Origin of the sequence: Chitinophaga pinensis DSM 2588, assembly GCF_000024005.1 — a bacterium.
Classification (GTDB): Bacteria; Bacteroidota; Bacteroidia; order Chitinophagales; family Chitinophagaceae; genus Chitinophaga; species Chitinophaga pinensis.
On record NC_013132.1, the window covers coordinates 3,690,612 to 3,705,424 of the forward strand.

Below are 14,813 nucleotides of genomic sequence, written 5' to 3' on the forward strand. Positions count from 1 at the left end.
TTTATTTCTTTAAAAGCATGTCTGCCGCATGTGTACACACCATCATGGGCACCTGGTAGAGGATGTAGGCAAGGTTAGCAGCGTCCACATTGCTATCCCAGGTGATCTGCTTGTCGTCAAGATATTGGTCCCGCTGTCCTGTTTCTTCCGTGTTGTTAGAGTCAGTAACCGGCGGCGCACTGGCAGGCAGCGACAGCGGCGCCGGCAGGTTCAGTACGTCTATGGCGCCATCGCCTGGTAAGACTCTCGCCCAGTCCAGGTCATTCCAGCTGACCAGATTCTGATTGCCGCCATCTGTGGCCGTAACATCCAGTCCGAAGCGCGCCTCACCGGGTCTTTCTTTCAACACAAAGAACCATCCGGCGTTTTCTAATGTTGGATTCGCGGGTTCATTTTCTCCTTTCGCTTCATCCACCGTCAGATCAAATCCGAAGAAATAAATATCCGGGTCAATCTTCGCCTGATATAGAGGGGTACGTACCACTTCCGGATCAGGCTTTTCTTTGTCGCCTTCCGCCTGCATATGCAGACTCCGGATCAGCTTCACATCAAACTGCCCATTACTGTTCTTAGACCAGATAGCTTTATGTGCATACACGACAGTGGTGGGGTATTTCTTCAGCAACTCACCGCGTATCACCAGTACGATTTCTTCTTTTGGTGGTTCTCCTGGCGGCTGCCTATGATCGTGACCGCCCAGTTTACTGGCCCTTTTCCAGAAATGCAGTTTAGGAATGTCATAGTAAGGTTCGCGTGCAATCTCTTCTGCCTCACCCTGCAAAGCAGGATCTTTCAACACACTGGATACGTCCCAGAACTGTCTGAAATAACTACCGCGCTGATCCGTCGGATATTCCCGCCATAACAGCTCTCTCGCAAACTCATGGTTTAGTCCCACCATATAAGACTCAATAAAACGCTGATTCGTTTCCAGTAAGGTCATGCTGTTTCGTTCTATCTTATCAACATTTGGCAGGAAGAGTTCATCAGAGATTTTCTTCAGCTCTTCATACATCGGTTTGTTGATCTTCGGATAGGCCATTGCTTCTGTGAACCTTTCCGTATCTATCTGATCTTTTATCCATGGAGGGAAGAATACCTGTTGCCAGATCCAGGCGGGTATGGTCTTTTGTGGTTGCAGTTGGGTGACGACCGTCGTCGCTACCTGTGGGAGATTAAGCTGGATCGGTACGCGTTTCGCAGGGATCTCCGCTTTTACGCCTTCGAAGAGGCGGTACATATCTTTCAGTGATTGTTTGAATTTTACGCTGTTCGCACTATCGGTATTACCTGTAGTGGGTCTGAATGTGTCGCCTATATCGGTCAGATGGAAATCAGTGCTCTTCGGCATTTCATCCACCGTAGCAGACATGAGGTTGTCTGATGCTACTGCTGCCGCTGCATTCAATGCTTTCGCCCATTGTGACAACAAGCGCCAGAGATAGACAAATCCAGCTGCGATCACAATGCCCACAGCCCATAATCCGCCACCCGCTCCAAACAACAGTAACAGGAGTATGATCAGTATGGCAATGCCTAATGCTGCCAGTGGCAACCACTTGTGGCGACGCAGGAGGTCTTTGAGGAACGGTGGAATATTCGGTTCCAGACTACCTGCTACTTTATCAACAGTCGGTAATGCTGGAGGAACCGTCTTTGGAGGCGCAGGTAGTATTTCTCCGTCATTGACTTTTGCCACGACAGTTTCCAGCCGTAGTTTTTCACCGGCAGGTAATTGTTTTTGCAGATGAAAGGCAATGCGTCCTCTTGGTCTGACAATCCTGCGCATGGGTGCTGACAGTATTGTATTGGGTAATACGCTTTGCCGCATATTATGGAAGACGGTCGCATTATTAAACATGATCCGCTTCTGTACAGGCGCCGTCAGCAGTAATGTTTTAGGTGCAGATACCGCATTCGCGGTTATCAGGTGCTTATTATACAAAGCGGTGGCCGCCGCCATCCCGAATTGCGCAAAACGTATTTTCTTATTGGCTTTTAAGACTTCGCCGATCTGCTCCCAGGCCGCCTCCATATAATCTTCCTGGTTCTCCTGTACCACACGTGTACCGAAATGTGCCGGAACGCGGAAGCGTGGATCAAGGTTCAGTTCATTCAACCAGTTGTAGTTATGATCTATACGGGCACCATCACGGTCTACATATACACGTTCCACCATGGCGTGCCATTTGCCGTAAATAGGAGGGGTGATCAGCGGATCTTCATCCTCATTAGGATCAATATCCAGCTGGCTTTGTTCCTTCGCATTTACATTGGCATCCGCAGATTTCACCAGGTTATAGTCATCCGCCAGGTTTAAAAAGCCGGCCAGCTGCACCTGGAAAGGATGCAGGGCCGGCAGATTACGGATGGCCCATTTATCAAATTTTTCCTTCTTTTCAATTTCTTCATCTGTCAGCGCTTCGTCCGGTACCTGTAAGGCGCCCCCGAGACGGAGTATACCGCCCAGATTGTGCGCAGGGTCTTCCTGCCATTTCAGATTAGCGCCCGGTTTAGTCATGTCCATGACGCGTCTTCCTACACGACTGTCGGCTACTTTGGGTTTCAATAACCTCACAAGGTATTCGAAGTCCCCTTCTTTGCCGGTATTGAACTGCCAGCGATAGTAATAAGGGAATTCCACATTCGGCTGCTGCCAGCCGATATTCAATGCGGCTGCCGCAATAGCCGCAGCGTCTGCACCAAGACCTGCAAGACGTCCGCTCTCGTAAGACGGGATCACAAACGCATGATAGGGGGTACTTGGTAATAGTTTCCGTGGACACATCAGGCGCGAATACGCCATATCCGCGTTATTATTCAGCGTTGCCTGCAACTTGTCCAATGCCGCATCTACAGCTACCTGTCCGTCTACTACGATGGTACTGTCGCTGGCAGTCAGGTCGCCGTTCATATGCACATGCGCCCAGGCCCATAGCTGATCGGCTTTGGGGAAGAAGTCGCGGATGCCCGGATTGCTCAGTTTAACGGCCGGCAATGGCCGTCCTGTTGTTTGTCCGACTTCGGTAAACTCACCTTCCGCCAGTACGACCAGCGAAATCCATGGATTTAAGCGCTTTCCGGTCGCTTGTACCGGCGTATAGCGCCAGGGGTAGTCTTCGCTGTAAAAGTCGAGATAAGCCAGGTAATTCGGCTCAAAATTGGTAATCCAGGGGTGAGGGTCAGTCTTAACAATCGCACGGGGATCTATGCCGACAATGTCTCCGGGGCCATAGATCTCTACCTTCTTTTGCTCAACAGGGGCAGTGGCGCTGTCACCGCGTACTTTCAGATCCACGGTAAAGGTACCGCGGGCTCCGCCGGATGATTGCAGACCGTTTGCCAGTCCCTGACGCAGGTAAGGCAGAAAGGAATAAGTTGCAATACTCATACTGCTGTGGCTTCAAATGTTGGAATGACATGAATCTCTTCTATCATCCCGGGATTATTGATAAACGTTTTCTGCAGATAGTCATGTGCATGGGCTTCTGAAGCAAATACCGGTGCGCTGGACAATGGCTTATTATCATTCACGCCGGCTACTACATAACCAGGTTGTGCGACCTTAATCCTATCATCTGCCAGCGTTGGTACCATGGCTTTCTTCCTGCTGTAAGACAGTGCGGAATAGCTGACTGCATTACCGCCCAGCCAGTGGAAGAACAGGGTACCTATATTCTTAAACCAGCGGAACGCACGGCGTTTGCCATCCACATCATTGATCTTTACTTCATAGCGCACGATACGCTTTGTCACTTTAGAAGAACCTAACTGTTTGCCGGAATAGGCCAGTTCAACACCGGCATTTATTTCCTGGAAAGCAGGACGTGATAATTTATCCGCATCACTCATTTCCTGGAACTGCGCAATGGCAAATCGTTCCTGTGGAGCGACACTCGTGATGGTCAGTCCCGGACTGGCAGTTTCTACGGAGAACAGATGTGCATCCTGAACAGGATTCGCGCCTACTTTGTCCACATTGATGCCTAAAGGGATAGCGCGCTGACTGATACGCAAAGTCCCCAGCGGATGTAATACCAGCGTTTCTATTGTGGTATCCAGCTTACGCAGGGATACCAGCAGGGTCAGATTCGCAGGGATCTCCGCTTTCCAGTTATCTGCCTTGTTGTATTCAATCACCAGGATTGGTATAGCATCGATGGCTGGCAGTTTCGGATTGTCCGCTTCACCCCAGGTGATATCAAAGTCGACGGAAATATCAATAGAGAACAGCCAGAGGTCGATAGACAGCGTAGCTGTACCGCGCGCATTCCAGGGTGCTGGTCCGCTGAGATGTAGTTTGAGTCGTACCGTAAACACGCCCACGCCAAATACATCCATGCCCAGTGAGAAGGACATATCGATCATAAACCGGAACGGCGAGAACTGGAACAGCGCATCAAAACTGAAATCACCATGCAGATTAAAGGCGCTGATGCCATAGAAGAACTCTGCACGACAACCAAATTGCACGGTGTTGGAAGTGACGGCAAAATAGTTCTCTGCCGTAATACGCGCTACCGGCGTACGTAGTACGTCAATGTGTATACGTCTCGGATTCGGGAAAGGTAATGGCGGTGGATTGAACTGCGGATGGAAACCTCCTACGCTCAACACAAAATTCGGATTGGAACCAAAATCCATCAGCAATCCCATGTCTCCTTCCATCGTCATAAACAGGATCCGGGAGTCGAACATGGAAGCAAAGAACCAGATCCTGCTTTTGTCGAATTCCAGCGCACCGACAAAGGCTACGTTAATAGTGACGATCGGCACATTTTCGTCTGGTAGATTGATCCTTAACACGCCGATGATCGCCACATTACCCGGTATCTCGATGATAATACCAAAGGCTACACTGATCAGCGTCGGCGTACCCCAGCCCAGTTTCACCATGGGACCAATCAGGAACTTTCCTTCGTAAGGAGGGAAGTATGTCCGCAGATCACTGATAATACGCGGTGCATTGGCAACAGGGTCCGGCGGGAACATAATACTGTTGATAGCGCCTGTACGGATACCAGATGCCAGTGGCTCCAGTAACATAGTCCGGTTTAAACCAAGTAAACCTCCCAGTCCGAGTAACGTGAATCCGAAACCTAGCTGTATACCAGTACCGAATTCCGCCGTGATGATAATGAGCAAAGAGAAGCCCGGCTTGCCATCGGGCAACTTTGTCGTAATAAGCCCGATGGCTTTGACAGTGACAATCTTAACAATGGAGAGTTCCAGCACACCGGCATATTCTCCTTTATCGAAATCAAAATAGAGGTAACCGCCACCTTTCACGATGCCGGCATCTATCGATAAACCAACGCCTTTCGGCGGTTTGAAACCTATGTCGAAATTCAGCGGACCTGCATTGCCTTTTCGGTCGTCTGGTACACTGATCTTGGCCTGTACGCCGAAGTTTTCTACTACGACATTCAGTGGTCCGAGACTGGCTTTGATATCTGTCGCCAGACCGATAGGGAATTCCTTTCCCTGCATCCCGAAGGACAGATAGAGTCCGTTGATATCTATCGGACCAAGAGAAAGGTGTACGTTTAGTCGTACCTCCAGCACACTGCTGCCATGGAAGAAAAGTCCCTGAGAAGAGCTAAAGCCCATACCCAGCTCAAACTCATTTTCTATCCTGATCCCTGACAGCAACTTATTAATGAAACCATCTGCACCGGAAGTGTCAATAATGAGTTTACCGCCCTTGATATCGCCACTGATCACAAACGGGGCAGTGGGAGCCGTACTGGTTCCAAAACTCAATTTGGTCTTGGCCTCCAGAATGAACTGTTTGACTTCCAGTCGCGAGTTACCGGGCTGTCCGAAGATGATAAAAGGTGTACCATCTGCCTTACCGGAAGTAAAGCGTACACCGTAATCACCATTGACAGTAGCGGTAGGCGGTGCAAAGGTGATATTGCCATCCGGTTGAATGGTTACAGCAGTGGAGGCTTCAATATCTCCGCTGATCAGGGCTTCCAGTTGCCAGTCGCCTCCCTGGTTGAACGGGATACTTTTATCAACGTCTATTTTCTTCACCAACCGGATGGAGATCCCTTTTGGATTGATATCTGTTTTAGGAGAGATTTCTGCGAATAAGATATCCAGCACATTCGGGTTGACGCTGGTATCGATCACTGCCGGATAACCTGCCCAGTTGGCCAGATGCTGTAGCGCCGGGAGTAATTTATCACCATTAAAGCTACTGGCACCCCAGTCGTAGATGCTTTTTAACTGGTCCAGCGGAGCAGACAGGAAGTCCATCAATTTATCAATATGGAACCTGTATTCTTCAAACTCCGGCAGATTAGGATCACCAGAACCCGCATTCACCAGTTTTCGTTCTATCGCACCAATAAATTCGAGGACTTCCGGTATGACAGGGGCCTGTTCGATGTTACGTACAATGAGATAATCCATCAGACGCCCCGGCAGCTTCGTGGCAAAATCATTTAACACCGGACCAGGAATGCCGGTTGGGCCACTTAGTCCGTTGATGGCAGTAGCTACACCGTCAAAGCCTTTGATAGTGTTGACAATCGCCTGCGCAAGGTCTTTGGAGGCATTGAAGATATTACCGATGTTCTCCGCGTCGATAGCTGTTACCAGACTATTGATCAGCGTAGGAATCTGTTTCGCGTTATTATAGGTATCGGCAATAGCACTGGAGAAGGCAGGCACGCCGTCTGCAGCAGGTGGGAGTTGTAATCCCAGGGAAGCCAGCAGATCCCGCGCCTTTCCTCCGGCAAGCTCCTGTTCCAATGGAGACAGAAAGTGTCCGATGCCCATGGTGATCGCCTCGAATGTACCTATTTGTCTTGCTGCTGCCATTGCTAAATGAGTTTAGGTATAGACGGGGATGGAATGGCTTCAATCAATCCGGTGGCCTTACAGACAGCCGCAATCGCATCCAGGCTTTGCGTATGACAAAGCGAGGCAAGTATGGCTTCTCTGTAGTACATCAAATCCTGCTTTAACGCAGCAGATCCGTGCGCATGTAATGTGTTCTCCATGGCTAACAGCAGGTCTTCCCGCGAGATATCATTGATGATTAAAGGCAGTTCATATCCCGTTTCCCTGGCGGCACGTGTGAGGGCTGCGACGTATGCAGGCCCCTGGTGACGTTGCCATATGACTGTTACCGGACGTTTATGATTGATGAGTTGTAAGACTTCCGCATGATGTTTCTCGTACAATTGGTAAAGTACGCTGTCTTTGTTGGCGTCGCGTAGCGCTTCCAGTTGATTGTCTGTTGTGACAGGCGCTGATCTTGTGATGGTGCGTGTTTTAATTGTATCGCGTCTGCCTGCATCTGTCGAGGAAAGTGTAACAGGGAATGTGCCGGTAGTTAACGCTGCCAGCACATTCGCGATGTTATTGGCAAAGGTTATGTCCACGGAGTTGGTGGTTTCATCACCGCCGTGTAACAAGGCAATAATCTTATTATCGGCATTGAGTATGACAGAGCCGGAATCTCCGTTGTTGGAGAAGGCGAACTTACACACCTGTGTGCCGGTATGCATATCAGATACCTGATAAGTTTCTGTGGAATGTGGGATCACCAGCACCTGATCGGGTATAATGGTAATGGTGCCTCCCGCAGGGTCTGTACCTGCAACTGCTGCATCACCGATATGTACGACCACACCGGTGGTAAATCCGGAGCGGGCGCCTATCTTTCTCACCACATCGCCTACTACTGCCGCAGCCGTAGGAGGAGAAGCGACTTCCAGTACTTCAGAAGTGGCGTCATTGGTGATCTGGAGATTAAGTCCTGCCGTCCATTCTTCGTCGACACGCGCTATCGCACAGTCGACGACATTATTTTTGATACCAAACAATACTTTGCCGATGGCATTATCATCTCCGCATTCGCAGCAACAGCATTTGCTGACATCGCCTAATTTAGGTTGCGCTACTTTATCGTTTGCGGTATTGCCGATCACATGTTTATTGGTTAGTAATATTACGCTGTCGTCAGCGGTGAGTCTGCCAAACCAGCCAAGCGTACCATAAGACGTAGCGTTGATGGAGATGGCAATGCCTGCCTGTAAGGGTCTGTGTTTGGTGAGTGTTCTGCGTTCGGTCCCACATACGTCAGGTCGTGGTTTGACGACGTAAGGTTTGAGTACATCGGTTTTTACACCGGCAATAACAGAGGGTACCACTTCTTCCGGTTTCAGTTCATTCAGTGGTTTTTTCTCTTCTACAAAGACGCGGAAGGCTATTTCATCAGTGAAGGTATCGTTGGATTCCTTGATGCCGATTCCCACTGCTATAACATTCGGTAGCTGCAATAGGGATTGCTTTACACTTTCGAGGTTGCTCAGCATCTCGTTTTGTTGTGAATGCAGTTCATTGGGGTTCATTGTTGCAGTTATTTTGTATGAAATTTCAATTTGTCAGGGGCGAATTCTACGCCGATGGTGACGCTACCGCCCGGACTATCTTTCATCGTTACAAAAAACTCCTTCACCGGCGGATCAGAGCGCAGCATACCATGTCCGGCTTTCACCTGACTGACGCAGGGATGGGCGGACAGCCACTGAATGATGGCTGTTATATTCTCTTGCTGATTTGCGCCGGCGTTGAGGGTACGCAAAAAGCTGTCCGTCTGCTGTTGCAATACGCGGCGGTCATTGCCCGATAAAGCATTACAAAAATCTTCTCCCATGACAGCATTACATTTAGTATAATAAAATAAACCAACGGCGGCTATGGCAAACAGTCCGCGGCTAAGTGCGCCCGGTATTGTGGTGATGATGCCAGACATAATGGGGTAAACCGTTTTGCGTTCGGACAGAAATAACGGTATACCTTAATGATAGACTTACTGATAATGACTGTACTATTGGCTTCTCCTTGCTGTTGTGACTTTGGGGGTAATAATAAATGATCAGGAATTTGGGGAAACTCACTAAACAATAACACAGATCCATATTGTAAGGAAAAGTTAGGACTATTTTTGATAACTACAAAAAGGAGCTAAAAAAAAGCTGTCTGGACAGGTTGATATCCAACGATATAAGGAGATTTATAAAAACATAAAACCCGCGTAATACAAGGCTATTACGCGGGTTTTGTGTTGTCAGATTGATACTGAATAATAGTTAAATTAAATAGTGAAGATTCTTCCGCCAATCATGAAAAGATATGATAGTTACTCCTCACTGATCATATTCTTTTTAATCCCGGTGACACCTATCACGAAGCAGACCAGTGCAATCGCGATAGGATATAAAAGTCCTGCCAGGTGATTGTGCGTTTCGGTAACGAGCAGTGTGGCCACTGTAGGCAACAATCCGCCGAAGACGCCATTCCCGATGTGATAAGGCAATGACATGGACGTATACCGTATCCTGGTAGGGAACAGTTCTACGAGGAATGCGGCAATGGGTCCGTAAACCATAGTGACGAAAACCACCTGTATGAATACCAGTAAGATCAGCTGCCAGAGTTGTGTATTGCTGACGATGACCTCTTTGATGGTTTCTGTTTTTCCATCAGTGGAGATCGTTGTTTCCCGGTACTTTGCTCCATCTGTATAAGTAGTTGTTTTTACAGATTTTTCGATATTCTGCATTTTGTCATTACGACTGATGGAGTTCTCAATACTGAAACGGGGAACGTCTTCTGTTTTCTTACTGAGATCACCGATACGATCCATACCGGCATAAATCGGATAATAAGCCAACGCGGCGATCAGCATACCCGTCATCATAATCTTCTTACGGCCAATCTTATCAGATAATTTACCGAAGTAAATAAAGAAAGGAGTGCCAAGTAACAAGGCGACGGCGATAATAATATTGGACTGTACAAATTCTACCTGCATCGTTTTCTGGAGGAATGACAATGCATAAAACTGACCTGTGTACCAGATCACGCCCTGACCCATGGCAGCACCAAAAAGTGCCAGTAATACCAGGCGGAGGTTTTCTTTTTTACCGAAACTTTCTTTGATGGGATTGAGTGAGGTTTTGCCTTCTGATTTCAGTTTGGCAAACAGGGGCGATTCTTTCAGACGGATCCTGATGTAGTAGGACATCACGACCAGCAAAATGGACAGCCAGAAAGGAATACGCCAGCCCCAGGCGTTAAAGTCTTCCGGTGTCAGACTGGAACGTGTCAGCAGAATTACCGCCAGCGAGACGAACAGGCCAAGGGTGGCGGTCGTCTGAATAAAACTGGTGTAATATCCCCGCTGGTCATGCGGAGAATGCTCTGCGACATACGTAGCGGCGCCGCCATATTCACCACCGAGCGCAAGGCCCTGTAGCAGACGGAGCAACAATACTATGATCGGGGCCATCATACCAATGCTGTCATAACCGGGTACCAGCCCGATAGCAAAGGTAGAGCCGCCCATAATCAACAGGGTGAGCAGGAAGGTGTACTTACGTCCGGTAAGATCACCCAGCCGGCCAAAGACGATGGCGCCAAAAGGGCGAACAATGAATCCCACGGCAAAAGTCGCCAATGTGGCAATGTAGGCCAGATCAGGATTGCTGGGCGGAAAAAACTTCTGGGCAATGATGGCGGACAAACTACCAAAGATGTAGAAGTCATACCATTCAATCAGTGTCCCGGCGGAAGAGGCCAGTATTACCTGCCAGATGGATTGTGAGATTTTGCTGTTGTTCATAGACGTGTACGTGGTTACTTGGTTGATATCGATGTATAATATAGGGAAATTGTTGTAAATGTTATAGTATTTACATATTTAAATAGGGGAAAGGCGCTTGAAATACGTCTTTATTATGAGTATCTTCAATGAACTTTTTCAGGCTTCCGGATAGCACCACACTAATCATATATGCGTAAACGACTGGCTTTAGTTATTATCTTCATTTTTTTACTGTTTCCTGTGGCTATTTTCGCACAGGAAGCGGCAAAAAGACCTAAAATAGGGTTGACACTCAGTGGTGGTGGCGCCAAAGGACTGGCGCACATTGGTATTTTACAGGCATTGGATAGTGCGGGATTAAAGATCGATTATGTAACCGGTACCAGTATGGGGAGCATTGTCGGGTCACTGTACGCCATGGGCTACTCCGGCGACGCCATTGAAAAACTCGCCCGTCAGATGGACTGGGATAATCTCTTCTCCAACCAGCCGGTCCTGACGGATATCTCCTACGAAGAAAAACGCGAATACAATAAATATCTGATAGAGATCCCCTTTGAATATGGAAAGCCGAAACTGGCTTCTGGTGTAATTGCGGGCGAACAACTCTGGCTGGAACTGGCCCGTTTGTGTTGGCCGGTTAACAATGTCAGAGACTTCTCAAAATTTAATATTCCTTTTAAATGTATTGCCACAGACGTCACTACCGGTGAAGTAGTTACCCTGGATACAGGTGATATTGTCACCGCTATCCGCGCCAGTATGGCGATCCCCTCTGTGTTTACTGCTGTGAAGATCGGCGACAGAAAACTGGTAGACGGTGGCGTCGTACGTAACTTCCCGGTGATCACGGCAAAGGAAATGGGGGCTGACCTGGTGATCGGATCCAATGTCAGTGGTGGTTTGCGTAAAGCGGATCAGCTGGTGACACCGTTGGATATTATCTATCAGTTAGGCTTTTACAAAGACGCAGATGATTTTAAACAGGCAAAGAAACTGACAGACATATATATACAACATCATCTCGATGATTATAGCGCTGCCAGTTTCGGAAGTGTGGATTCATTGCTGGCAATAGGGAAGAAAAAGGGCGCCGAAATGTACCCGATCTTCAAACAGATGGCGGATTCACTCAATGCCCTGTACCCATCGGAGAAACCTTTTGTGAAGGACCGCTTACCATTTACACCCGATATTGAACTGGTAGACATTAGTGTAACAGGTCTCGTGCATTCAGATGTTGACTTTTTCCTGGGAAGATTGGGATTGGTGAAGGGCGGTTGTTATACACCACAGGATATCAAAGACGCGGTCTTGAATGTATTCGGTACACGTTTCTATAAAATGATCACTTATCATTTGAACCCGCAGGGAGACAGTAAAAGTATCATGGATATACAGGTGGAGGAAAACCCGCTGACCTATGTGAAGTTTGCCTTGCAGTATAACAGTTTTACGAATGCCAGTGCGATCATCAATATCACACAACGCAATTTTGTGGTACCGAATTCCCGTGCTTTTGTAAGTCTGGCGATCAGTGAGAATCCGAGAGTACAGGGTGAATTCTTCAAATACCTGGGACCAAAGCGGAACTTTGGCTTCGGACTGGGCGTTTATTTTGAAGATGATGCACTTTCCTTATACAAAAACTTGAAAAGACAGATGGAGTATCATCTGAAATACCTGAATGGTGAGGCGAAGTTCCAGTATACCCTGAATAGTATGATGGCGATGGGCTTAGGCACGCGTTACGAGTTCATGAATATCAGTCCGCGCTATGAATCGGTGGAGGTATTGAGAGGGAATGGTAATCAGCTGAATAGTTTCCTGTTCTTTGGAGTGAATTCACTGGATAGAAAGGTCTATCCGCATCGCGGCATGGATCTGCAGTTTGAATCCGGTTGGGTATATCACCAGCAGACGGGCTACAGGGTTTATAAGGATGGAGTAGAGATCATGCCATCAGACTATGGATTTAATTTTAATGATTACCAGCGCACGATTTTACAGGCGAAATACAATGTGCCATTCAATCCGAGAAATACCTTCCAGGTACAGATGGGTGGAGCCGCTAATTTTACACACCGGCAGGGACCAATTAATGCATTCCTGTTGGGAGGTCTGAATAACGTGATCCGTAACCAGTTGCCACTGGTCGGTATCCGGGAGGCAGAGATTACGACTTCCAGCGCCGCAACCCTGCAATTGTCCTGGCAGTATGAATTTATGCGGAATACCTACGCAATACCCCGTGCGGGTGTGGCAGTATATGACTTCCTGGGAGACGTATCTTCTAAGTATAAATATCTGAGTGGCTACGGGGTAACGGGCGGGTATTCTTCCTTTATGGGTCCAATAGAAGCGTCCGTGATGTATTGTGACCAGGACGGACGCTTACGGATGTATGTCAACATCGGATTTAACTTTTAGTGCATCCTGTCTCCACGCACTTCCAGATTGTTCATAATATCAGCTTCCAGTGTCAGCCATTCCTGCCAGCGGGTTTTCACTTTTTCTTCCGGTACATATTCTCTGGCCAGATCGATGAACAGGCGATAATGTCCCGCTTCAGATATCATGAATTTACGGTAGAACTCTTTCAGGTATTCATCTTCCAGACCCTCGCTCAGCAAACGGAAACGCTCCGCACTACGGGCTTCAATCAGGGCGAATATCAGTAATCTGTCCAGCAGTACACTTTGCGGATCTCCCCCTTTATTCTGGTGTTCCATCAGGGCATTCACGTACATATCTTTTCGCTGTTTACCGAGAGAGAACCCGCGTTTACGCATTTCAGCCAGTACCTGACGGAAATGGCCCCATTCTTCCGTAACGATAGGAGCGAGTTCCTGTACCAGTTTATCTTTCTCAGGATAGCGCTGGATCAGGGAAATACAGGAGGTAGCGGCTTTTTGTTCGCAGAAGGCATGGTCCGTCAGAATTTCTTCCAGGGAGATAGCTGCCAGGTTTACCCAGCGCGGATCAGTAGGAAGATGCAGACCTAATATGGAGACTTTACTCATAGGGCAAAGTTACTTAGCTTTGGGAGATGAAAGAAGATTTTCTTTTGCAGCAATTGGCGCAGCGCGAGGCGCAGCACGCATTCCGCCGGCTGAGATTACCAGCGCCCGGATCGGTGGACTTCTGTTCCAATGATTACCTGGGACTCGCACAGAGTGCAGCCATGCAGGAAGGAGTCCATACCTTATTACAGGCGAGGCCGTATATGCATGGTAGTACCGGATCACGTCTGCTGGCCGGCAACTATGCCTGGGTAGAGGAAGCAGAAGAAATGCTGGCTACCTTTCATCAGGCAAAGGCAGGACTGATTTATAATTCAGGGTATGATGCCAATCTGGGCCTGTTTTCAGCGGTCCCGCAGAAAGGGGATACCATCATTTATGACCAGTTAATACATGCCTCCATCAGGGATGGGATCCGCTTATCCAAGGCACAGGCATTTTCTTTTTTGCACAATGACCTGGAAGACCTGTTGAAGAAATTGCAACATGCTGTTGGTAATATTTTCGTGGCAGTAGAGTCTGTGTATTCCATGGATGGGGATTTTGCGCCTTTGCAGGAAATGGCAGCGCTTTGCGATAAACATGGCGCACATCTGGTTGTGGATGAAGCGCATGCGACCGGTGTAGTGGGCTTAAAAGGAGAAGGGCTCGTACAGCACCTGGGATTACAGGATGCCTGCTTTGCCAGAGTACACACCTTCGGTAAAGCGGTGGGTTGTCATGGGGCGGTGGTATTAGGTAGTCCGCACCTGCGGGATTACCTGGTCAACTTTTCCCGTTCATTTATTTATACCACGGCATTACCGCCTACAGCCATTGCAGCAATAGTGGCCAGTTATGAACTTTTCCCGTATATGCAGGCGGCCAGGGAACACGTGTCTGCTTTAATCAACCGTTTCAGGAAAGGAGTAGTGGGTTTTAGTACTTTATACAGCGAGACGCCTATACAGATCGTCCTGACCCCTGGAAATGAAGAGACGCGGAGGATCGCGATCGGGTTACAGTCCGCCGGACTTGATGTCCGGCCTATCCTGCATCCGACGGTCCCTAAAGGCAAAGAGCGATTGCGGATTGTCTTACACAGCTTCAATACGGAGGCAGAAGTAGACCGTCTGATAAAGGGCCTGGCAGGATAACGCTGATGGCTGCGGCATATTTTATGT

The 14,813-nt window shown here is 48.3% G+C and carries 8 protein-coding genes; 2 read left to right on the forward strand and 6 right to left on the reverse strand.

Going from position 1 to position 14,813, the window contains the following annotated elements; all coding sequences use genetic code 11:
- Position 1: 1 nt before the first annotated feature.
- From CPIN_RS14915 to CPIN_RS14935, 5 genes are all read right to left on the reverse strand, one after another.
- Positions 2-3,391, reverse strand: a complete 3,390-nt coding sequence (locus CPIN_RS14915; protein WP_012790643.1) for a hypothetical protein — start codon at positions 3,389-3,391, stop codon at positions 2-4.
- Positions 3,388-6,831, reverse strand: a complete 3,444-nt coding sequence (locus CPIN_RS14920; RefSeq protein WP_012790644.1) for a DUF6603 domain-containing protein — start codon at positions 6,829-6,831, stop codon at positions 3,388-3,390. The genes CPIN_RS14915 and CPIN_RS14920 overlap by 4 nt, the downstream gene beginning before the upstream one ends.
- 2 nt (positions 6,832-6,833) lie before the next feature.
- Positions 6,834-8,369, reverse strand: coding sequence for a chymotrypsin family serine protease (locus tag CPIN_RS14925; RefSeq protein ID WP_012790645.1), 1,536 nt, complete (start codon positions 8,367-8,369; stop codon positions 6,834-6,836).
- Positions 8,370-8,377: 8 nt separating this feature from the next.
- Entirely contained in the window at positions 8,378-8,773 is a 396-nt protein-coding gene (locus CPIN_RS14930) for a hypothetical protein (protein ID WP_012790646.1), read from the reverse strand.
- Between the two features lie 387 nt (positions 8,774-9,160).
- Positions 9,161-10,645, reverse strand: a complete 1,485-nt coding sequence (locus tag CPIN_RS14935; RefSeq protein WP_012790647.1) for an MFS transporter — start codon at positions 10,643-10,645, stop codon at positions 9,161-9,163.
- Between the two features lie 171 nt (positions 10,646-10,816).
- Between CPIN_RS14935 and CPIN_RS14940 the strand changes: the two genes are divergently transcribed.
- Complete coding sequence (locus CPIN_RS14940; RefSeq protein WP_012790648.1) at positions 10,817-13,057, forward strand: patatin-like phospholipase family protein; 2,241 nt, start codon at positions 10,817-10,819, stop codon at positions 13,055-13,057.
- Here the strand turns inward: CPIN_RS14940 and CPIN_RS14945 are convergent.
- On the reverse strand, positions 13,054-13,650 hold the full coding sequence (locus tag CPIN_RS14945; protein ID WP_012790649.1) for a MiaE family protein: 597 nt from the start codon (positions 13,648-13,650) through the stop codon (positions 13,054-13,056). The genes CPIN_RS14940 and CPIN_RS14945 overlap by 4 nt on opposite strands.
- A 26-nt stretch (positions 13,651-13,676) precedes the next feature.
- Between CPIN_RS14945 and CPIN_RS14950 the strand changes: the two genes are divergently transcribed.
- On the forward strand, positions 13,677-14,786 hold the full coding sequence (locus CPIN_RS14950; protein WP_012790650.1) for an 8-amino-7-oxononanoate synthase: 1,110 nt from the start codon (positions 13,677-13,679) through the stop codon (positions 14,784-14,786).
- Positions 14,787-14,813: the final 27 nt, after the last annotated feature.

Bases quoted from the DNA above. Each gene is read 5' to 3' on its own strand.
- CPIN_RS14945 (WP_012790649.1), bottom strand. From the start codon at position 13,650: ATGAGTAAAGTCTCCATATTAGGTCTGCATCTTCCTACTGATCCGCGC.
- CPIN_RS14950 (WP_012790650.1), top strand. From the start codon at position 13,677: ATGAAAGAAGATTTTCTTTTGCAGCAATTGGCGCAGCGCGAGGCGCAG.
- CPIN_RS14920 (WP_012790644.1), bottom strand. From the start codon at position 6,831: ATGGCAGCAGCAAGACAAATAGGTACATTCGAGGCGATCACCATGGGC.
- CPIN_RS14915 (WP_012790643.1), bottom strand. From the start codon at position 3,391: ATGAGTATTGCAACTTATTCCTTTCTGCCTTACCTGCGTCAGGGACTG.
- CPIN_RS14925 (WP_012790645.1), bottom strand. From the start codon at position 8,369: ATGAACCCCAATGAACTGCATTCACAACAAAACGAGATGCTGAGCAAC.
- CPIN_RS14940 (WP_012790648.1), top strand. From the start codon at position 10,817: ATGCGTAAACGACTGGCTTTAGTTATTATCTTCATTTTTTTACTGTTT.
- CPIN_RS14930 (WP_012790646.1), bottom strand. From the start codon at position 8,773: ATGTCTGGCATCATCACCACAATACCGGGCGCACTTAGCCGCGGACTG.
- CPIN_RS14935 (WP_012790647.1), bottom strand. From the start codon at position 10,645: ATGAACAACAGCAAAATCTCACAATCCATCTGGCAGGTAATACTGGCC.